At 67.5% G+C, this 19,940-nt stretch carries 23 protein-coding genes; 9 read left to right on the top strand and 14 right to left on the bottom strand.

Annotation, left to right across the window (positions count from 1 at the left end; genetic code table 11):
- Positions 1-11: 11 nt before the first annotated feature.
- Genes ccoG through AC07V5_RS16140 form a run of 7 tightly spaced genes read right to left on the bottom strand, consistent with a single transcriptional unit; the run spans position 12 to position 7,025 of the window.
- Complete coding sequence (gene ccoG, locus AC07V5_RS16170) at positions 12-1,469, bottom strand: cytochrome c oxidase accessory protein CcoG (RefSeq protein WP_495116696.1); 1,458 nt, start codon at positions 1,467-1,469, stop codon at positions 12-14.
- A gap of 4 nt (positions 1,470-1,473) precedes the next feature.
- A complete protein-coding gene (gene ccoP / locus AC07V5_RS16165; RefSeq protein ID WP_495116695.1) occupies positions 1,474-2,391 on the bottom strand; it encodes a cytochrome-c oxidase, cbb3-type subunit III in 918 nt (305 codons plus the stop codon).
- Complete coding sequence (locus tag AC07V5_RS16160; protein ID WP_495116694.1) at positions 2,388-2,519, bottom strand: cbb3-type cytochrome oxidase subunit 3; 132 nt, start codon at positions 2,517-2,519, stop codon at positions 2,388-2,390. Before AC07V5_RS16160 ends, ccoP begins: the two co-directional genes overlap by 4 nt.
- Before the next feature lie 12 nt (positions 2,520-2,531).
- Positions 2,532-3,155: a cytochrome-c oxidase, cbb3-type subunit II gene (gene ccoO, locus AC07V5_RS16155; RefSeq protein WP_495116693.1), complete on the bottom strand. Its 624-nt coding sequence runs from the start codon at positions 3,153-3,155 to the stop codon at positions 2,532-2,534.
- Positions 3,156-3,164: 9 nt separating this feature from the next.
- Positions 3,165-4,613, bottom strand: coding sequence for a cytochrome-c oxidase, cbb3-type subunit I (gene ccoN / locus AC07V5_RS16150; protein ID WP_495116692.1), 1,449 nt, complete (start codon positions 4,611-4,613; stop codon positions 3,165-3,167).
- Positions 4,614-4,659: 46 nt separating this feature from the next.
- The gene (ccoS, locus tag AC07V5_RS16145) at positions 4,660-4,809 is read right to left on the bottom strand and encodes a cbb3-type cytochrome oxidase assembly protein CcoS (RefSeq protein WP_495116691.1); all 150 of its coding nucleotides are present in this window, start codon (positions 4,807-4,809) and stop codon (positions 4,660-4,662) included.
- Positions 4,809-7,025, bottom strand: coding sequence for a heavy metal translocating P-type ATPase (locus AC07V5_RS16140; RefSeq protein WP_495116690.1), 2,217 nt, complete (start codon positions 7,023-7,025; stop codon positions 4,809-4,811). Before AC07V5_RS16140 ends, ccoS begins: the two co-directional genes overlap by 1 nt.
- Positions 7,026-7,153: 128 nt before the next feature.
- On the opposite strand from AC07V5_RS16140, the gene AC07V5_RS16135 reads away from it, so the two are divergent.
- Complete coding sequence (locus AC07V5_RS16135; RefSeq protein ID WP_495116689.1) at positions 7,154-7,606, top strand: cupin domain-containing protein; 453 nt, start codon at positions 7,154-7,156, stop codon at positions 7,604-7,606.
- A 3-nt stretch (positions 7,607-7,609) separates the two neighbouring features.
- Here AC07V5_RS16135 and AC07V5_RS16130 read toward each other — a convergent pair whose 3' ends face one another.
- Positions 7,610-8,389 (bottom strand): glutathione S-transferase family protein, encoded by a 780-nt coding sequence (locus AC07V5_RS16130; RefSeq protein WP_495116688.1) that lies wholly within the window; start codon positions 8,387-8,389, stop codon positions 7,610-7,612.
- A 104-nt stretch (positions 8,390-8,493) separates the two neighbouring features.
- Between AC07V5_RS16130 and AC07V5_RS16125 the strand changes: the two genes are divergently transcribed.
- Positions 8,494-9,708: a polyhydroxyalkanoate depolymerase gene (locus AC07V5_RS16125; RefSeq protein ID WP_495116687.1), complete on the top strand. Its 1,215-nt coding sequence runs from the start codon at positions 8,494-8,496 to the stop codon at positions 9,706-9,708.
- 42 nt (positions 9,709-9,750) lie between these two features.
- Here the strand turns inward: AC07V5_RS16125 and AC07V5_RS16120 are convergent, their stop codons facing one another.
- Both AC07V5_RS16120 and xseA read right to left on the bottom strand, forming a co-directional pair.
- Entirely contained in the window at positions 9,751-10,338 is a 588-nt protein-coding gene (locus AC07V5_RS16120; RefSeq protein WP_495116686.1) for a superoxide dismutase, read from the bottom strand.
- A 57-nt stretch (positions 10,339-10,395) separates the two neighbouring features.
- Positions 10,396-11,685 (bottom strand): exodeoxyribonuclease VII large subunit, encoded by a 1,290-nt coding sequence (xseA, locus tag AC07V5_RS16115; protein ID WP_495117076.1) that lies wholly within the window; start codon positions 11,683-11,685, stop codon positions 10,396-10,398.
- A gap of 363 nt (positions 11,686-12,048) precedes the next feature.
- On the opposite strand from xseA, the gene AC07V5_RS16110 reads away from it, so the two are divergent.
- The 7 genes from AC07V5_RS16110 to AC07V5_RS16080 all read left to right on the top strand — a co-directional run bounded on the left by AC07V5_RS16110 (position 12,049) and on the right by AC07V5_RS16080 (position 16,736).
- On the top strand, positions 12,049-12,666 hold the full coding sequence (locus tag AC07V5_RS16110; RefSeq protein WP_495116685.1) for a MotA/TolQ/ExbB proton channel family protein: 618 nt from the start codon (positions 12,049-12,051) through the stop codon (positions 12,664-12,666).
- A gap of 16 nt (positions 12,667-12,682) precedes the next feature.
- Entirely contained in the window at positions 12,683-13,099 is a 417-nt protein-coding gene (locus AC07V5_RS16105; RefSeq protein WP_495116684.1) for an ExbD/TolR family protein, read from the top strand.
- Complete coding sequence (lpxK, locus tag AC07V5_RS16100; protein ID WP_495116683.1) at positions 13,065-14,108, top strand: tetraacyldisaccharide 4'-kinase; 1,044 nt, start codon at positions 13,065-13,067, stop codon at positions 14,106-14,108. The genes AC07V5_RS16105 and lpxK overlap by 35 nt, the downstream gene beginning before the upstream one ends.
- Complete coding sequence (locus tag AC07V5_RS16095) at positions 14,108-14,314, top strand: Trm112 family protein (protein WP_495116682.1); 207 nt, start codon at positions 14,108-14,110, stop codon at positions 14,312-14,314. Before lpxK ends, AC07V5_RS16095 begins: the two co-directional genes overlap by 1 nt.
- On the top strand, positions 14,311-15,048 hold the full coding sequence (kdsB, locus tag AC07V5_RS16090; RefSeq protein WP_495116681.1) for a 3-deoxy-manno-octulosonate cytidylyltransferase: 738 nt from the start codon (positions 14,311-14,313) through the stop codon (positions 15,046-15,048). The genes AC07V5_RS16095 and kdsB overlap by 4 nt, the downstream gene beginning before the upstream one ends.
- A gap of 98 nt (positions 15,049-15,146) precedes the next feature.
- Positions 15,147-15,800 (top strand): adenylate kinase, encoded by a 654-nt coding sequence (gene adk, locus AC07V5_RS16085; protein ID WP_495116680.1) that lies wholly within the window; start codon positions 15,147-15,149, stop codon positions 15,798-15,800.
- Between the two features lie 177 nt (positions 15,801-15,977).
- On the top strand, positions 15,978-16,736 hold the full coding sequence (locus AC07V5_RS16080; RefSeq protein WP_495116679.1) for a 3-hydroxyacyl-CoA dehydrogenase: 759 nt from the start codon (positions 15,978-15,980) through the stop codon (positions 16,734-16,736).
- Positions 16,737-16,804: 68 nt separating this feature from the next.
- Here AC07V5_RS16080 and AC07V5_RS16075 read toward each other — a convergent pair whose 3' ends face one another.
- The 4 genes from AC07V5_RS16075 to AC07V5_RS16060 all read right to left on the bottom strand — a co-directional run bounded on the left by AC07V5_RS16075 (position 16,805) and on the right by AC07V5_RS16060 (position 19,882).
- Positions 16,805-18,064 carry a hypothetical protein gene (locus AC07V5_RS16075; protein ID WP_495116678.1) on the bottom strand — a complete coding sequence of 420 codons (1,260 nt, stop codon included), beginning with the start codon at positions 18,062-18,064 and terminating at the stop codon, positions 16,805-16,807.
- A gap of 83 nt (positions 18,065-18,147) precedes the next feature.
- A complete protein-coding gene (locus AC07V5_RS16070) occupies positions 18,148-18,585 on the bottom strand; it encodes an ExbD/TolR family protein (RefSeq protein WP_495116677.1) in 438 nt (145 codons plus the stop codon).
- Between the two features lie 15 nt (positions 18,586-18,600).
- Positions 18,601-19,026 (bottom strand): ExbD/TolR family protein, encoded by a 426-nt coding sequence (locus AC07V5_RS16065; protein ID WP_495116676.1) that lies wholly within the window; start codon positions 19,024-19,026, stop codon positions 18,601-18,603.
- A gap of 34 nt (positions 19,027-19,060) precedes the next feature.
- Positions 19,061-19,882: a MotA/TolQ/ExbB proton channel family protein gene (locus tag AC07V5_RS16060; RefSeq protein WP_495116675.1), complete on the bottom strand. Its 822-nt coding sequence runs from the start codon at positions 19,880-19,882 to the stop codon at positions 19,061-19,063.
- Between the last annotated feature and the right edge of the window lie 58 nt (positions 19,883-19,940).

The raw sequence follows: 19,940 nt of genomic DNA, 5'->3' as shown, positions 1-19,940 counted from the left end.
TCTCCTCGCCGTCAGCGCGGCAGCACGAAGGTGGATTTTTCGACGACGCTCTCACTGGCCGCTCCGTCGATGCCGTCGTCGGCGCGGCTGATGCGGCTGATGCGCCAGTGCATCGGGTGGGCGCCAGGCTTGAGCTGCTGCGCCGCCTCGGGCGGCACGCGCAGCGCCACTGCCACCCAGCGCGCCTCGGCCGGCCCCAGGTTCACGGTGGTGGCCCGGGTGAGCACCAAGCCGGGCAGGCCGTCGGCTTCGATGCGATAACGCTGCGGTGACTCGGTCGCGTTCATGACCTGCAGCCGGTAGACGTTCTCGATCCAGCCATCGTCCACGAGGCGGGCCAGCGAGGCCCGGTCGCGCACGATGTCGACGCGGAAGCTGTGCCGCGAGGCCAGGCTCCACAGCACGGCCGCGCTGACCACCAGCAGCACGACGCTGTAGATCAGCACGCGTGGCCGCAGCACGCGCTGCCAGCGCTGGGCGCGGGTGAGGCCCTGCTCCAGGCCGTTCTCGGTGTCGTAGCGGATGAGGCCCTGGGCCGTTCCCATCTTGTCCATCACGCCGTTGCAGACGTCGATGCACGCGGCGCAGCCGATGCATTCGTACTGCAGGCCGTCGCGGATGTCGATGCCGGTGGGGCAGACCTGCACGCACAGGTTGCAGTCGATGCAGTCGCCCAGCGCGTGGCTGCTGGCCTCGCCCTTCTTGCCGCGCAGCGCGTTCTTGCCGCGCGGCTCGCCGCGGCCCGGGTCGTAGCTGACGATCAGCGTGTCGCGGTCGAACATCGCGCTCTGGAAGCGCGCGTAGGGGCACATGTACTTGCAGACCTGCTCGCGCATGTAGCCGGCGTTGCCGTAGGTGGCAAAACCGTAGAACAGCACCCAGAAGGTTTCCCACGGCCCGAGACCCCATGTGGCCACCTCGGCGGCCAGCGTCTGGATGGGGGTGAAGTAGCCGACGAAGGTGAAGCCCGTCCACAGGCCCAGCGCGATCCACGCCGCCTGCTTGCCCGCCTTGCGCCAGAGCTTGTCCAGCGACCAGGGCGCCTTTTGCTGCCGCAGCCGCGCGTTCCGGTCGCCCTCGAACCAGCGCTCGATGAGCATGAACAGCTCGGTGTAGACGGTCTGCGGGCAGGCATAGCCGCACCACAGCCGCCCGGCCACCGCGGTGAACAGGAAGAGACCGAAGGCCGAGATCATCAGCAGGGCCGTGAGGTACACGAAGTCCTGCGGGTACAGCACGAGGCCGAAGACGTAGAAGCGCCGCGCGTCCAGGTCGAACAGCACGGCCTGCCGTTCGCCCCAGTTGAGCCAAGGCAGGCCGTAGTACACGAGTTGGGTCAGCGCGACGATGGCCCAGCGCCAGCGTGCGTAGAAGCCGTCCACCGCGCGTGGATGGATCTTGTCTTCCGAGCGGTAAAGCCGGACGACCTGGGTGGCATCACCCGAGCCGGGCGCGGAAGGAGCAGGCATGGGCTCAGGGGGCGGCGGCAACGCTCTGCGACTGCGACAGCCCCCAGACGTAGGACGCCAGCACGCGGATCTGCTCGGGCGTCAGGCGCTCGCCATGGGCCGGCATCACGTTGTGCTTGCCGTTGTTCACCATCGCCATGACGGCTTCCTCACCCCAGCCATGCAGCCAGATCCTGTCGCGGAGGTTGGGCGCGCCCAGGGCCGGGTTGCCCTGGCCGCCGGGGCCGTGGCAGGCTGCGCAGGCCACGAACTTGGGCTTGCCGAGCTGGGCATACAGCGAGTTGTGCGGGCTGCCCGACAGCGACAGCACGTAGTGCGCGACGTTGCGCACGTCATCGCCCGACCCCACGGCCGGCGCCATGACGGGCATGTTGCCCTCGCGGCCCTTGGTGATGGTCTCGACGATGGTGTCGAAGCTGCCGCCCCACAGCCAGTCGCTGTCCGTCAGGTTGGGGAAGCCCTTGGAGCCCTTGGCATCGGCGCCGTGGCACTGCGAGCAGTTGTTGGCGAACAGGCGCTCGCCGATGGCGTGGGCCTTCGGGTCCCTGGCGAGTTGCTCCGGCGTCTGGCTGGCGAAGGCGGCGTAGACGGGCGCCATGGTGGCGCGCGCCTGCGCCACGTCGTTGGCATGCTCGCCCAGGCTCGTCCAGCCCAGAGTGCCGGCCTGGTTGCCCAGCCCCGGGTAGAGCGCCAGGTAGATGCCGGAGAAGACGATGGTCAGCACGAACAGGCCCATCCACCAGGCCGGCAGCGGGTTGTTCAGTTCGCGCAGATCCTCGTCCCAGACGTGGCCCGTCGTGTTGTCGGAGGCCATGACCTGGCGGCGGCTCGCGATGATGAGCAGGATGCCGCACAGGACCAGGCCACCGATGGTGGCTGCGGCAATGAAGACGGACCAGCCGTTGCTGAAGAAGTCACTCATTGCTCATCTCCCTCGAAGGGCAGACGAGCGGCGTCGTCGAAGCGGCCTCGCCAGGCCCAGACGACGATGCCGAGGAAGACGGCCAGCGACACCAGCGTCACGGCCACACGGAGTTCGTTGATGCCCATGTTGCGGGCTCCTTACTTGTTCGCGGTGCCAAGCACCTGCAGATAGGCCACCAGCGCATCGAGCTCGGTCTTGCCCTTCACGTCCTCGGCGGAGGCCTTCACCTCGGCCTCGGTGTAGGGCACGCCCAGCAGGCGCATCGCCGCCAGGCGCGCCGGCATGCCGGCCGCGTCCACGGGCGCGCTCACCAGCCAGGGGTAGGCGGGCATGTTGGACTCGGGCACCAGGTCGCGCGGGTTGTTCAGGTGGATGCGATGCCAGTCGTCGCTGTACTTGGCGCCCACGCGGTGCAGGTCGGGGCCGGTGCGCTTGCTGCCCCACTGGAAGGGGTGGTCGTAGACGAACTCACCCGCGGTGGAGTACTTGCCATAACGCAGCGTCTCGGCGGCGAGCGGCCGGATCATCTGCGAATGGCAGTTGTAGCAACCCTCGCGCAGATAGATGTCGCGCCCGGCCAGCTGCAGCGCCGTGTAGGGCTTGAGGCCGGGAGCCGCCTGCGTGGTGGAGCGCTGGAAGAACAGCGGCACGATCTCGACGACGCCGCCGACCAGCACGGTCAGCAGCACCAGCACGATCATCAGCAGGTTGCTGGTCTCGATGCGCTGATGGCCGGAGACGGCTTGGGAATGGTTGCTCATGGTGTTCCTTCAGGCGTAGGCCAGCGCCGGGGCGGGGATGCGCACCGACTGCGCACGGCCGACCTGCACGGTCTTGATGACGTTCCAGCTCATGACGAGCATGCCGCCGAGGTAGAGCAGGCCGCCGCCCAGGCGGATCACGTAGAACGGCCAGGTCGCCTTCACGCTCTCGACGAAGGTGTAGACCAGCGTGCCGTCGGGGTTGACCGCACGCCACATCAGGCCCTGCATGACGCCGGCAATCCACATCGCGGCGATGTAGAGCACGATGCCCAGCGTGGCGATCCAGAAGTGCAGCTCGATGGCGCGCTTGGAGTACATCTCCGTGCGGCCGAACATGCGCGGGATCAGGTGGTAGAGCGATCCCATCGAGATCAGGCCCACCCAGCCCAGCGCGCCGCTGTGCACGTGGCCCACCGTCCAGTCGGTGTAGTGCGACAGCGCGTTGACGGTCTTGATCGACATCATCGGCCCCTCGAAGGTCGACATGCCGTAGAACGACAACGCCACGATGAGGAACTTCAGGATCGGGTCGTCACGCAGCTTGTGCCAGGCGCCCGACAGCGTCATGACGCCGTTGATCATGCCGCCCCAGCTCGGCGCCAGCAGCACCAGGCTGAAGATCATGCCGACGCTCTGCGCCCAGTCCGGCAGCGCCGTGTAGTGCAGGTGGTGGGGGCCCGCCCACATGTAGGTGAAGATCAGCGCCCAGAAGTGGACGATGGACAGGCGGTAGCTGTAGACAGGGCGCTCGGCCTGCTTGGGGATGTAGTAATACATCATCCCCAGGAAGCCCGCGGTCAGGAAGAAGCCCACCGCGTTATGGCCGTACCACCACTGCACCATGGCGTCCTGCACGCCGGCATAGGCCGAGTAGCTCTTGGTGAGGCTGACCGGGATCTCCGCGCTGTTGACGATGTGCAGCAGCGCCACGGCGAGGATGAAGGCACCGAAGAACCAGTTCGCCACGTAGATGTGGCGGATCTTGCGGGTGCCGATCGTGCCGAAGAACACCACCGCGTACGCCACCCACACCACGGCGATCAGGATGTCGATGGGCCACTCGAGCTCGGCGTATTCCTTGCCGGTCGTGTAGCCCATGGGCAGCGAGATGGCCGCGAGCAGGATGACCAGTTGCCAGCCCCAGAAGGTGAACCAGGCCAGCTTGGGCAGGAAGAGCGCGCTCTGGCCGGTGCGCTGCACCACGTGGTAGCTCGTGGCGAACAGCGTGCAGCCGCCGAAGGCGAAGATGACGGCGTTGGTGTGCAGAGGCCGCAGGCGACCGTAGCTCAGCCAGGGAATGCCGAGGTTGAGATCGGGCCACGCGAGCTGGGCGGCAATGATGACGCCCACCAGCATGCCCACCACGCCCCACAGCACGGCGGCCAGCGCGAAGGCGCGTACCGGTCCGTCTTCGTATACCGCCCCGGTGGTGGCCAGGGCCTTTTCGTTCGCCATCGCGACTCCTTCAGTCTGATGCAAACGATTCTTCGCGCGAGAGCCCCTAGACGCCTTGATCCTCGTCAAGCAGGAAGCGTTCACCCTCGTGTTTGAGGTCGTCCAGTTGTCCGGAGTTCACGGCCCAGCCGAAAACCGCCAGGATCAGCAGCACCAGCACGACCGAGAACGGGATGAGGAGGTAGAGGATGTCCATCAGCGGTTCAGCCTTTGCGCGTTGAGGACGACGAAGAGCGAGCTGCTGGCCATGCCGATGCCGGCGGCCAGTGGCGGCAGCCAGCCGGACAGCGCCAGCGGCACGCAGGCCAGGTTGTAGAGCGCCGCCCAGGCCAGGTTCTGGCGCAGCACGCGGCGGGTCTTCTTCGCGAGCACGAGGGCCTGCGGCACCGCCATCAGCCGGTTGGACACCAGCAGTGCGTCCGCCGCGCTGCGGGCCAGCATGGCGCCCTGCCCCATCGCGATGCGCACGTCGGCCGCGGCCAGCACGGGCGCGTCGTTGATGCCGTCGCCCACCATCAGCACGCGCTCGCCGCGGGCTTGCCAGTCGCGCACCGCGGCGAGCTTGGCCTCGGGCGTCGCGCCGCCGCGCCAGTGGGCGATGTCGAGCAGAGCCGCCATGCGCGCGACGGCCGCGGGCTGGTCTCCCGACAGCAGGCGAACGCGACGGCCCTGGGCGCGCAGCGCCGTGACGGCCTCGGCGGCATCGGCCCGTGGCGCCTCGGCCAGGTCCAGCCACAGCACGCAGTCACCGCAGCCTGGACGACCGAAAGCGAGGCGCGCATCGGGATCGGGTCGGTCGCTGACCCAGGCCGGTGCGCCCAGGCGCCAGCGCTTGCCGCTCGCGTCGCGGGCCTCCACGCCGCGGCCAGCCACCTCGCGCACGTCGCTCCAGCTGCCAGCGCTGCCGTCGGCCAGGGCCTGGGCATGCGGGTGGCGAGACAGGCCGGCCAGGCTGCGCGCCACGGCCAACAGCGCGTCGGCGTCGGCACGGTGTTCGCCGTGGGCCCACCAGCGGCGCAGCTGCAGGCGGTCCTCGCTGAGCGTGCCGGTCTTGTCGAACACGACGGTGTCCACCGCGCAGAGCCGCTCCAGCGCCGACAGGTCGGCCAGCAGCAAGCCACGCCGCGCCAGCGCGCCGCTGGCTGTCAGCCAGGCGGCGGGTGCAGCCAGCGTCAGCGCGCAGGGGCAGGTCACGATGAGCACGGCCACCGCAACGGCCACCGCGCGCGACGGGTCGATCCACCACCACGCGACACCCGCCGCCAGCGCCAGCAGCAGCACGACGGCCGTGAAGCCCGCCGCCACGCGGTCCAGCACGCCGTTGGAAGAAGGCCGCTGGCTCTGCGCCTGCTGCATCAGCCGCACGATGCCCTGCGCCGTCGTGTCGGCGCCCACGCGCTGCACGGCGACGACGAGCACGCCGTCCAGGTTGAGGCTGCCGGCCACGACCGCGTCGCCCGCGGCCTTGGCCACCGGTGCGGACTCGCCCGTCAGCAGCGCCTCGTTGACCCAGCCCTGGCCCGAGAGCAGGCAGCCATCCGCCGCGAAAGCCTCGCCGGCCGCCACGCGGATGCGGTCGCCCGGGCGCAGCGCTTCGGGCGCCACGCGCTCGCTCGTGCCGTCGTCCAGCAGCCGCTCGGCCGCCGCCGGCAGCGCACCCGCCACGGCCTCCAGCTCATCCGCCGCGCGATGGCGCGCGCCCAGCTCGAACCAGCGCGCCAGCAGCAGCAGCGCGACGAACATCGTCAGCGAATCGAAATAGACCTCGTGGCCCAACACGCCACCTGGGTCGAACAACGCACCGCTGCTGGCGACGAAGGTGACGGCGATGCCCAGCGCCACCGGCACGTCCATGCCCAGACGCCCCGCGCGCAGCTGCCGCCATGCGCCGCTGAAGAAGGGGCCGGCCGCGAACGCCATGACGGGCAGCGTCATCACCCAGCTGCCCCAGCGCAGCAGCTGGGCCAGATCGGCGCTGAGCTCGCCCGGCTCGGCCACGTAGGCCGGCGTGGCCAGCATCATGACCTGCATCATCAGGAAGCCCGCGACGAACAGCCGCCACAGCGCCTGCCGCCGCTCCTGGCGGCGCAGCTCGCGCGCCGGCGCGGCGACGTCGGGCGTGGCGCGGTAACCGGCGGCCTGCAGCGCGGCCAGCACGTCGGCCAGCGCAATACGCGCCGGCTGCCAGCGCAGCGCCAGGCGCGCCGACGCAGCATTGACGCTCGCACCCTCGATGCCCGGCAACTTCAGCAAGGCGGCTTCGATGATTCCCGAGCAGGCCGCGCAGTGCATGCCGGCCACCTGGAATTGCGACAGCGCCGCCCCGGCCGGGCCGTCGGGCCAGGCCGTGAAGGGGGCAAGAAGCCGCGCGTCGGCATCAGCCGCGTGCAGCCCAGGGGGCGGAGCGCTCACGCCGCCAATCTAGCCCGCAGCACTTCCGGGGCGCATGACCTGAATCAAGGCGCTGGCAATCTCCACGACTGCGGGAACGCATATTGCGTGCGCTCAAGGCGCTTGCAGCTTTTCAGGAGGCCCTGGCCATGTCGGATCTGTCGATACCCGTGGACGCCGCCAACGACGCGTCCGCCACGCAGTTCTCTCACGTCAAACCTGGGGACACGCCCTGGCGCCCCGACGGGCTGAGAGACTTCTTCCTGTACCGCGACCTCGGCGTTGCCGCCGCCACGGGCGGGCGTGTCATCGCGCACCTTGTGAAGGCAAACATGGCCCCGGAAAAGGGCACGGGATGGCACCGCCATGAGGCGGACTTCCAGATCGTGCTGATGACCAAGGGCTGGGCCAAGTTCATGTACGGCGATGAGGTGACGCTCGTCGAAGCTGGCGACTGCGTGCACCAGCGCCCGGGCATCGTCCACTACCTGTTCGACTACTCGCCGGACATGGAGTACCTGGAGATCGTCTCGCCCGCCGACTTCAAGACGGTGGACATGCCGGCACCCTGCGAGGTGCCGGTGCCCTCGCCCTGGGACTGAAGCCTAGAAGTCCATGTCGAGCTGCTCGATCTCGTCGGGCTCCAGCTTGGCAGCGGCCGTCCACTCCTTGAGCTCGGGCATGGCGCTGACGGTCTTGCAATAGGCCATGCAGGCGGGGTTCAGCGGCACGTCATAGGTCGTGAACCGCGTGACCACCGGCGCGAAGAAGGCGTCGGCCGCACTTCGCTTGGCACCGAACAGGTAAGGGCCGCCGTAGCGGGCCTGGCAGTCGGTCCAGATCTCAGTGATGCGTTCAATGTCGGGCCTGGCGCCGGCCCAGATCTTGTGGCGCGGGAAGTGGCCCTTGAGGTTCATGGGCAATGAAGCGCGCAGGTTGGCAAAACCGGAGTTCATCTCGCCGCAGATGGCCCGCGCATGGGCACGCGCGACGCGGTCGGCGGGCCACAGGCCGGCTTTGGGAAAGAGCTCGTTCAGATACTCGGCAATGGCCAGGTTGTTCCACACCGTGACACCCTCGTGGCGCAGGCAGGGCACACGGATGGACGGCGCCAGCAGCAACAGCTCCTTGCGGGCGTCTTCGTCATCGGGCGGCAGCATGACCTCCTCGAAGCCCAGGCCGGCAAAGCGCGTCAGCAGCCAGCCACGCAGCGACCAGGACGAGTAGTTCTTGCTGCTCAGCGTCAGCGTGGCGACAGGCGCCACCACCGCCTTGGGCTTGCGGGCGGGCGCAGGAGCGGCAGGTTTCTCGGCTTTCACAGCCTTGGTGACCTTCACGGATTTCGCCACCTTGCTGGCTGGGCGGGTCGGCGTGGCAACGGGCATGGGCGTCTCCTCGGAGGTCTGGGCACCTGCATCGACGCAAGGCCCATGCCATGCTGGCGCGCTACTTGCGTCGCTCAGGTCACCCCGGCCTTGCAGGAGCAGCCATGTACCCCGCCTATCAGGCCCACACCGATCTGCTGTGGCCCTTGCGCACGGCCACGCGCCTGTCCCTTCCGTTCCTGCAGCAGTCCGGCATCGCCGATGCGGGCTGGCTGCCTGCGCGGCAGTTGTCGGCGGCCGGCAAGGTCTTCGAGCTGGCCCAGATCACCCACACCCGCCCGCCCTGGCGCATCGGCGAGATCTTCAGCGGCGACGAGCGCTGGCCCGTGACCGAGGAAACCACACTGACCACGCCATTCGCGACGCTGCTGCGCTTTCGCAAGGAGGGCGCGCCGACGCAACCCAAGGTGATGGTGGTGGCGCCGATGTCCGGCCACTTCGCCACCTTGCTGCGCGACACGGTACGCACGCTGCTGCAGGACCACGATGTCTACATCACCGACTGGCACAACGTGCGCGACGTGCCGCTGGCCGCCGGCCGCTTCGGGCTGGACGAGTACACCGGGCACCTGATCGACTTCCTGGCCGCCATCGGCCCGCAGGCGCATGTGGTGGCCGTCTGCCAGCCCTGCGTCAGCGCACTGGCGGCCGTGGCACTGATGTCCGAGGACGATCACCCCGCCACGCCGGCCAGCCTCACGCTGATGGCCGGGCCCATCGACTGCCGCGTCAGCCCCACGGCCGTGAACGAGCTGGCGACCAGCAAGCCCATCTCCTGGTTCAAGAAGAACCTGATCAGCCATGTGCCCTGGCAGCACGCCGGCGCGGGCCGGCGCGTCTACCCGGGCTTCGTGCAGCTGTCGGCCTTCATGAGCATGAACAAGGACCGGCACACGAACGCCTTCAAGGACTACTACAAGCACCTCGTGGCCGACGAGTTCGACAAGGCCGAGGTGACGCGCATGTTCTACGAGGAATACCTGGCCGTGGCCGACCTCGCGGCGGACTTCTATCTGGAGACCGTCGAGCGCGTGTTCCAGACCTACGACCTGCCGCGCGGCGAGATGTTCTTCAAGGGCCGCCGCGTGAACCCGGCCGCCATCCGCCGCACCGCGCTGCTGACCGTGGAAGGCGAGCGCGACGACATCTGCTCGGTCGGCCAGACCCTGGCCGCGCAGGACCTGGCCAGCAGCCTGAGGGCATATCTGCGCACGCACTACATCCAGCCCAACGTGGGCCACTACGGCGTGTTCAGCGGACGGCGCTGGCAGCACCAGGTCTATCCGCTGGTGCGGCACGTCATTCAAGTCTCGCAATGAAAAAAGCCGGCGCGAGGCCGGCTTCTTCGAAGCGGGTTCCGCTCAGGCGAAGTTGGCTTCGGCGAACGACCAGTTGACCAGGTTCGACAGGAAGGCCTCGACGAACTTGGGGCGCTGGTTGCGGTAGTCGATGTAGTAGGCGTGCTCCCACACGTCGACGGTCAGCAGCGCCTTGTCGGCACCGGTCAGCGGCGTGCCGGCGGCACCGGTGTTGACGATGTCGACCGAGCCATCGGCCTTCTTCACCAGCCAGGTCCAGCCCGAACCGAAGTTGCCAACGGCGCTCTTCACGAAGGCTTCCTTGAAGGCGGCATAGCTGCCCCACTTGGCGTTGATGGCGTCAGCCAGCGCGCCGCTGGGCTCGCCGCCGCCTTCCGGCTTCAGGCAGCTCCAGAAGAAGGTGTGGTTCCAGATCTGCGCGGCGTTGTTGTAGATCGGGCCCGGATTCGGTGCCTTCTTGATGATCTCTTCCAGCGTCAGCGCCTCGTACTCGGTGCCCTTCTGCAGGTTGTTGAGGTTCACGACGTAAGCGTTGTGGTGCTTGCCGTGGTGGAACTCCAGCGTTTCCTTGCTGTAGTGCGGGGCCAGCGAGTCGATCGGGTAAGGCAGCGGGGGCAGCGTGTGTTCCATCGTGGAGTCCTCAGGTGTTGGGGGGAAGGGAAACCGAAAGATTGTAGGGAGACGAAATCACCCCTGCGATGACGGCAGAACCTGCAGCTGCGCGCTGCCGTCGGCCAGCACGGCCCTGACCTCGCGGCCAGGCGTCAGCGCCTTGGCCGATGTGATCGCGCCGCCGGCGCCATCGTCCAGCCAGGCATAGCCGCGCGCCAGCACGTGCTGGGGGTCCAGGGCTTGCAGGCGGGCCTGCAAGGCGTCGAGCCGGGTGTGCTGGCGCACGAGGATGTCGCGGTGAGCGCGCGCATGTCGTTGCTCAAGGTGGTTCAGGCGCTGGCCTTGCAGTTCGACACGCCGCCTGGGTGCCGCGGCAGCACGCTGGGCCAGCAGTTCAAGCAGGCGCCTCTGGCGGGCCAGGGCGTCGCTCGGCCGCGCCAGGCGCAGGCCGAGGCGGTCCAGACGCTGCGCGAGGGACTGCAGGCGGTGGTCGACGCGCAGGGTCAGCGAGCGCTCCAGTCCGGCGAGCTGGGCCAGCAGAGCCTCGCGCGCTGGTGCCGCCAGCTCGGCAGCGGCCGTGGGCGTGGGCGCGCGCAGGTCGGCGGCGAGGTCGCACAGCGTCACATCGGTCTCGTGGCCAACGCCGCAGACCACGGGCAGTGCTGATGACGCCACCGCGCGCACGACGCGCTCGTCGTTGAAGGCCCACAGGTCCTCCAGCGAGCCGCCGCCGCGCACAAGCAGCAGCACGTCCACCTCGGCCCGCGCGTTGGCCGCCTGCAGCGCCCGGACGAGGGCAGGCGGTGCCTCGACGCCTTGCACCGGGCTGGGGTAGACGACGACCTCGACCTGCGGGGCGCGCCGCGCCAGTGCCGTCAGCACGTCGTGCAGGGCCGCGCCGGCTGTCGATGTGATGACGCCGATGCGCCGCGGATGGCTGGGCAGCACGCGCTTGGTGTCGGCGTCGAACAGGCCTTCGGCGGCCAGCCGCGCGCGCAACTTCAGGAACTGCTCGTAGAGCGTGCCGGCGCCGGCGCGGCGCATGGCTTCGACGACGAACTGCAGCTCACCGCGCGGCTCGTAGACGGCGACGCGGCCCCGCACTTCTACCAGCACGCCCTCGCCCGGCGAAAAGTCCAGCATGGCCGCCGCACGGCGGAACATCGCGCAGCGCAGGCTGGCGGCCTGGCCGTCAGCATCCTTCAACCCGAAATAGCAGTGCCCGCTGGCTGCCCGCGTGAAGCCCGAGATCTCGCCACCCACGGCGACGACGGCGAAGCGCTCGGCCAGGCTCTGGGACATAGCCTCCAACAAGCCGGCCACACCCCAGACACGACGATTTGAAGCGGGTTCGCGGCCTTCAATCACGCGCAAACCCAATGCCGGCGCGGGCCTGGAAGTCCACAGCCGCGCCAATATTGGGCTGGCGGGCTATTTCCGTGCACGGCGCCTGTCACGGTACCGTCATGAGCACATAAGGCCTTGTTTTTCAATTCGAATTCCACTGCTCAAACTTGAGGCAAGTTGTCCAAGGCCTTGATTTGACGGCCTCTGCCGGCCCGCGAAGTGGGCTTGCCCACAAAGTTATCCACAGCAACGGTGGATTATGGGAACGCTTTCGTGGGGTTCGGGAGCGGCCGGCAACGCCTGAGGCTGGGGCCATAATCCCGCGCACTCTTGCTGCCATCCGCGGCCGCTTTCGCGACGCATTTTTCGACGGGGACGCCCTTGTTTTCGATCATACAAGCCGCCGGTTGGCCGATTTGGCCCTTGCTCCTGTGTTCAGTGGTGGCCCTGGCCCTGATCATCGAGCGCCTGTCCAGCCTGCGCTCCAGCCGCATCATGCCGCCGCGCCTGCTGGAGGACGTGCTCAACGTCAGCGCCCAGCAGCTGCCGGCGCCCGACATGGTCGACCGCCTGGCCGAGAACTCGGTGCTGGGCGAGGTGCTGGCCTCGGGCCTGCGCGCCGTAACGGCCGAACCGCAGATGCCAGAGGGCAAGCTGCGCCTGGTGTTCGAGTTCGCCGGCCGTCGCGCCGTGCACCAGCTTGAGCGCTACATGAACACGCTGGGCACCATCGCCACGGCCGCGCCGCTGCTGGGCCTGTTCGGCACGGTGGTGGGCATGATCGAGATTTTCGGCAGCCAGACGCCCGGCGGCGGCAACCCCGCCCAGCTGGCACACGGCATCTCCATCGCGCTGTACAACACCGCCTTCGGCCTGATGATCGCCATCCCCTCGCTGATGTTCCACCGCTACTTCAAGGGCCGCATCGAGGAGTACGTGCTGGAGCTCGAAGCCGCGGCCGACCGGCTGCTGGGCCAACTGCGCCGCTACACGGCCTGATCGAGGGCATCGCGTCATGCGCTTCCGCTCCCCACGCACCGAGCCGCCGGAGATCAACCTGATCCCCTTCATCGACGTGCTGCTGGTGATCCTGATCTTCCTGATGCTGTCGACGACCTACTCCAAGTTCACCGAGCTGCAGATCACCCTGCCCTCCGCCGACGCGGAGAAGTTGAAGGACAGGCCGCAAGAGGTCATCGTCGGCATCGCCGCCGACGGCCGCTTCGTCGTCAACCGCCAACCGGTCGAGGGCCGCTCGGTGGACATCCTGATCGGCGCGCTGCGTCAGGCTTCGGGCGGCAATGCAGAGGCGTCGCTGATCATTTCGGCCGATGCCGCCACGCCTCACCAGGCCGTCATCAACGTGATGGACGCCGCGCGCCGCGTCGGCCTGACGCGTGTCACCTTCGCCGCGCAGACCGACGCTCGCTGAGCGTCTTCAGCGCGAATGGCTGACCGGCGGGCCGCTGTCGGCAGCGCTGCTGCCGCTGAGCTGGCTTTACCGCGCGCTGCTGGCGCTTCGCGAACTCACCTATCGCTCGGGCCTGAAGCGCCGCGAGACGCTGCCCGTGCCGGTCATCGTCGTCGGCAACTGGATCGTCGGCGGCGCCGGCAAGACGCCGACGACGCTGGCCCTGCTGGAGCTGCTGAGCGCGCGCGGCCTGCGGGCCGGCGTGGTGTCCCGCGGCTACGGGCGCGAGGGTGACGGCGTGCGCCTCGTCACAAGGGTGTCGACGGCGCGCGAGGTTGGCGACGAGCCGCTGCTCATCCATCTGCGCAGCGGGGTGCCGGTCGCCGTCGGCCGGGATCGCGTCGCCGCAGCGCGCGCGTTGCTGGCAGCTGAGCCGGGCCTGCAGCTGCTGGTCAGCGACGACGGTCTGCAGCACTGGCGGCTGCCGCGCGACTTGAGCCTGCTGGTGTTCGACGAACGCGGCTTGGGCAATGGCCGGCTGCTGCCCGCCGGGCCGCTGCGCCAGCCGCCCGCGCCGCTGGCGGACGACCAGCTCGTCGTCTACAACGCGCCGCAGCCCAGCACCGCCCTGCCCGGCTTCGTCGCCGAGCGCCGGCTGGCGGGCGCGGTGACGCTGGCCGATTGGTGGGCCGGCCGGCCGGCGCAGATGGATACGCTGCTGGCGCTGCGCGAGCGGCCGGGCCTGCTGGCCGTCGCTGGCGTCGCAAGACCGCAGCGCTTTTTCGACATGCTGGCCGGCCTGGGGCTTCGCGCGGACACGCTGGCCTTGCCCGACCACGCCGACTTTGCAGCGCTGCCTTGGCCCCCCGACACAGCCGGCATCGTGCTGACCGAGAAGGACGCCGTGAAGCTGCCGCCGGAGCGCGTCGGCACCCTGCCCGCCTGGGTCGTGGCGCTAGACTTCTCGCCCGGTGCCGGCTTCGAGGCCGCACTGGACGCCCAACTGCAAAAACTCTTCCCTCTCGCCTGATGGATCAACGCCTCATCGAAATGCTGGTCTGCCCGCTTTGCAAGGGGCCGCTGACGCTGCTGCGCGAGGGTGAGCTGCCCGCGCTGGCCTGTCGCTTCGACCGCCTGGCCTTCCCCATCCGCGACGGCATCCCGCTGATGCTGGAGAGCGAGGCCAAGCCCTGGGATCCGGACGCCGTGAGCGCACCCGTCCCGTTGGCACCGTGAGCTTCACGGTCATCATCCCGGCACGCCTCGCGTCGACGCGACTGCCGAACAAGCCGCTGGCTGACATCGCCGGCCTGCCGATGATCGTGCGCGTGGCGCGCCGCGCTGCCGAGTCGAGCGCGAGCCAGATCGTCGTCGCGACCGATGCGCCGGAGGTTGCCGCCGCCTGCGCTGCCCACGGCGTGACAGTGTTGATGACGCGCGCCGACCATCCGTCCGGCAGCGACCGTCTCGCCGAGGCCGTCGAGCAGCTCGGGCTCGCCGACGATGCCGTCGTCGTCAACGTGCAGGGCGATGAGCCACTGATCGCTCCCGCCATGATCGACGCCTGCGCCGCGACGCTGGCCGCCCAGGCCGACTGCGTGATGGCCACCGTCGCCCATGCGCTGACCGACCCTTCCGAGTTCACGAACCCCAATGTCGTCAAGCTCGTCACCGACAAGGCCGGCCGGGCGCTGTATTTCTCGCGCGCACCCATCGCCTGGTGGCGCGACGGTGCCGGCCAGCCCAACCAGGCGCTGCGTCATGTCGGCCTGTACGCCTATCGCGCCGGCTTCCTGCGCCGCTTCCCCCAGTTGGACGTCAGCCCGCTGGAGCAAATTGAGTCACTGGAGCAGTTGCGCGTGCTCTGGCATGGCGAGCGCATCGCCGTGCATGTGAGCCCCGAGCGGCCTGGTCCGGGGGTCGACACGCCCGAGGATCTGGAGCGCGTACGAGGCCTCATCAAGGGTTGACGCGGGTCTGTCACGTCAGGCCCCCGAAAGGCCGCATGCGATACTGACCGCTGACCTATGCAGGACTTTTTCACAGTCCTGACGAGACAAGGAGACCCATGCGACTGATCCTTCTGGGCGCGCCAGGCGCCGGCAAAGGCACCCAAGCTGCCTTCATCTGCAAGCAATTCGGCATCCCGCAGATCTCCACCGGCGACATGCTGCGCGCGGCCATCAAGGCCGGCACGCAAATGGGCCTCGCCGCCAAGGCTGTGATGGATTCAGGCGCGCTGGTCAGCGACGACATCATCATCGGCCTCGTCAAGGAACGCATTGCTCAAGAAGACTGCGCCAAGGGCTTCCTCTTCGACGGCTTCCCGCGCACCATTCCCCAGGCCGATGCAATGAAGGCGGCCGGCGTCAAGTTGGACTACGTGCTCGAGATCGACGTGCCATTCGACGCCATCATCGAACGCATGAGCGGCCGCCGCGTGCATGTGGCCTCAGGCCGTACGTATCACGTCAAGTTCAACCCACCCAAGGTCGCCGGCAAGGACGACGAGACGGGCGAGGAACTGATCCAGCGCGAGGACGACAAGGAGGAGACAGTCAAGAAGCGCCTGGACGTCTACTCCGCGCAGACGCGCCCTCTTGTCGACTACTACTCGCAATGGGCTGCCACCGGCGATGCCAGTGCGCCCAAGTACCGTCGCATTGAAGGCGTCGGCTCCGTCGACGACATCATGAAGAAGGCACTGGCCGCGCTGGCCTGACCGTAGTCGCCTCACCAAGCCGCGCGCCTTCGGGTCCGCGGCTTTTTTGTCGCTGGGCCGCCCCAAGACAAAAAGCATCCCCACGGGGGATCGGTCAGGCGCGCAGCGTATGACTGAGGGGTCAGGTTTGTCGGCCACAATTGACGTACACGTCAATCAAACCAGGAGATCCTCACCATGGAAATCGCAGGCAAGGTGTTCATCGTCACCGGCGGCGCCTCTGGCCTCGGCGAAGGCACGGCGCGCATGCTGGCCAGCCACGGCGCCAAGGTCGTCATTGCCGATCTGCAAGTCGAACGCGGCCAGGCCGTCGCGGCAGAGCTTGGCGGCGCCTTCGTCAAGTGCGACGTCAGCCAGGAAACCGATGGCCAGGCCGCGGTGGCTGCCGCAACCGCGCTGGGCAAGCTGGTCGGCCTCGTCAACTGCGCCGGCATCGCGCCGGCCATCAAGACAGTAGGCAAGGACGGCGCGCACCCGCTCGCGGCCTTCAGCAAGACCGTCACGGTCAACCTGATCGGTACCTTCAACATGATTCGCTTGGCCGCTGAAGCCATGGCCAAGAATGAGCCCGAGCCGACCGGCGAGCGCGGCGTGCTGATTTCGACCGCCTCAGTCGCAGCCTATGATGGCCAGATCGGCCAGGCGGCGTACTCGGCCTCCAAGGGCGGCGTCGTCGGCATGACGCTGCCGATCGCGCGCGACCTGGCCCGCAACGGCATCCGCAACATGACGATCGCGCCCGGTATCTTCGGCACGCCGATGCTGTTTGGCATGCCTCAGGAGGTGCAGGACGCTTTGGCCGCCAGCGTGCCCTTCCCGAGCCGCCTGGGCAAGCCCGAGGACTACGCCAAGCTTGTGCATCAGATCGTCACGAACGACATGCTGAACGGCGAGGTCATACGCCTGGACGGCGCGATTCGGCTCGCGCCGAAATAAAGCGCCGAGCGCCATGAAAAAACGGGCCTGGTTCGCACCAGGCCCGTTCTGTTTTGGTAACGCCTCGATCAGCGTTTCGTCGAGCGCGACTGGATGATCCACAGGCGGGCCAGGTCAGCCGCACCTTCCGGGCCCTTGACCGTCTTCCAGGCGGACTGGGCCTTGGAAGGCTCACCCGCCAGTTGGTGCGCCAAGCCAAGGTAAAGCTTGGCATCCTCAGGACGCTTCAGATTGCCCTTGGCGATGCCCTGCTCGATCTGGTCGATACCCTTCTTGGCATTGCCACCGAAGGCATTGGCCAGGCCCAGGGTCACAAAAGCATTGCCATCCTTGGCAACCTCGGCTGCCTTCTCGTTGGCTGCCGCTGCGGCCTTGGCCTCACCGATCTTCTTGACCATGAGGTCAGCCAGGCGCTTGTGGCGGGCACCTTCGGTACCTTGGCCCAGCACGCCAGCAGCCAGACCCTTGTCGACGACTTGCTTGCCCTCTTCCGGATAGCCAGCCTGGGCGGCCAGCTGGGCCATTTCCATGTAGTCCTCGGCACCACGCGACATGTTGCCGGTGGCCAGGCGCAGGCGGTAGAGATCCAGCGCGTAGCGGCTGCTGTCGAAGCTCTTCTTCTGCGGCAGACCGCCGAGGATCTGGGCCCAAAGCTTGGGATCCGGATAGAAGTTCAGCAGCTTTTCAGTCGCGATGCCCTCGGCATTCGCGTCGCCCTTTTTCTGGGCCGCGAACAGCAGCAGGTTGAGCTTGTCCTTGGAAGGTGCGCGGCCAGCACGTTCGTCGGCCGAGATTTCTTCCAGGGTGTCCTTGATCGTCCCGGACATGTCGCCCGACAGGAACTGCGCGTTCTGCTGCACCTGCTTCATCGTCGGGCTGTTGCCGCCTTCCTTGAAGTAGCGCTGCGCCCAGTTCAACGCCTTGGCATTGTCCTTGTTGCGCAGATAGGTGCCAGCGATGGCTTCCATGTACTGCAGCTGCTGGGCTTGCGACAGCTTGCCAGCGCCCTTCAGGACGTCGAAGGAGCGTGCCATCGCGTCGGGCTCGTTGGCGCCCATCGCGGCAGAGAAGCGCACACCCTCGATCGCATTCGTCTCACCCGCGGTGCGGCCACCCACGGCTTCAGCGTCGCGCAGCTTGGCAAGCGCTTCCTTGTACTTGCCGGCCTTGACGAATTTGCTGGCCTCGGTCAACGGCGTACCGACTTCCTTGCGGACGCTGTCTTGAGCGGACGCCTGGCTGAAACCGAACTCAGCGCCGGGCGCGCCGTTCAGGGACAGGGCCAGGGCGCCAACGGCGACAGCCACCATGGTTTTCAAAGTCTTCAACTTGCTCTCCTGCAAAGCAAAAACGCGCCGCCCTCTCGGGCAGCGCGTATCAAAGTATCGCGGTCAGCGGTCCCGAACACACGTCACTTGGCGTATTGCTCGTTACCGACCATGCCCATCTTCTTGACATTGTTGCGCTGCGCGGAAGCCATCACCGCGGCAACAGCACCGTAGTCCACCAGCTTGTTCGGCTTGATGTGGATTTCAGGCTGCTGGTCGAGCGGCAGTTCACCGACTTCCTTCAGCTTGACGTCGACGGCTGCCTGATTCGGCAGGGCCGCCTCGTCCCAATAGACGGTCCCGTCAAAGTCGATCAGAACCGTATGCACAACCGGATCCTGTTGAGGCGGCTGCGTGCTCGGCGGCGGCATGTCCAGGTTGACCGTGTGCAGCTGGATCGGGATGGTGATGATGAGCATCACCAGCAGCACCAGCATCACGTCAATCAGCGGCGTCGTGTTGACGTCCATCATGACTTCGGGTTCACCGCTGCCCGACGAGCTTCCGACATTCATTCCCATGTCTAACTCCTAGGGTCAGTTGCGAGCCGGCGGCTCGGTGACGAAGTTGATCTTCATGATGCCAGCGCGCTGGCTGGCGAAGATCACGCGACCGACCGACTCATAGCGGGACTTGTCGTCGCCGCGGATATGCACCTCGGGCTGCGGGTTCTTGACCGATTCCTTGCCGAGGCGCTTCACCAGCTCCTCCATGTCAGGAACCAGCTTCGTGCCCCAATAGACGTCGCCGTCCTTGCTGACCGAGATTTCGATGTTTTCCGGCTTGGTGACGCGGACCTGGTTGGTCTCCTTGGGGAGATTCACCGCGATCGATTGCGTCACCACCGGCACAGTGATGAGGAAGATGATCAAGAGCACCAACATCACGTCCACGAGGGGCGTGGTGTTGATGGTCGAGACCACTTCTTCTTCGCTGGAAGAGGATCCGACGTTCATGCCCATGGCATTGGCTCCTGGATGAGCGGCTGCTCAGGGATTAGCGCTTGGCGACCGAACGGTTACCCATCAGCACGCCGTGCAGGTCGCCGGCGAAGGAACGGACTTGGCTCATGACGCTCTTGTTGCGGTTGACCAGCCAGTTGTAGCCCAGCACGGCCGGCACGGCGACGAACAGGCCGATGGCGGTCATGATCAGCGCGGCGCCCACGGGGCCGGCAACCTTGTCGATGGAAGCCTGGCCAGCCAGACCGATGGCGGTCAGCGCGTTCAGGATGCCCCACACCGTGCCGAACAGGCCGATGAAGGGAGCCGTGGAACCGACGGTAGCCAGGAAGCCCAGGCCGGCGGAGATCTTGGTGTTGACGTCGGCGACGGCGCGGTCGACGTTCATCGTGACCCAGCTGCTGTGGTCGATGTTCTCGGTCAGGGCGCCTTCATGGTGCTCCGAGGCGTCGATGGCGGCAGTGGCGATGTAGCGGAAGGCGCTTTCTTCCTTCAGGCTCTTGACGCCGTCAGCCAGGCTGGCCTTCTTGAAGAAGGTGGCGCGGACTTCCTTGGCTTCGGAGCCCAGCTTGGCGGTGTCCCACAGGCGCACGACCAGGATGTACCACGAGCCCATGGACATGATGCCCAGGAGAACCAGCACGGCCTGGTCAACGACGTTGCCGTGGGCCAGGATGTTGGTCAGGCTGTAGGGGTTCTCTTGCTTGGCGGGAGCGGCAGCAGCAGGTGCGGCGCCAGCGTCGACCGCAGCCGAGGCGGCGTCGGCCGGCTTCTGATCTTGCGCGTGGGCAGGCGAAACGGCCAGGGTCGCGGCGATGGCGATAGCGGCAAGGAAGCCGGTGATGCGAGAAATCATGGAGTCAACTCCTAGGGAAAGATTCTGGTTTGATGCGGTGCTGGATGCGCCGGTCTGG

The sequence above is a fragment of the Roseateles sp. GW821-FHT02E12 genome (assembly GCF_059421665.1).
Note: the sequence above shows the minus strand (reverse complement) of the source record. Positions and strands in the feature narration are given on the sequence as shown.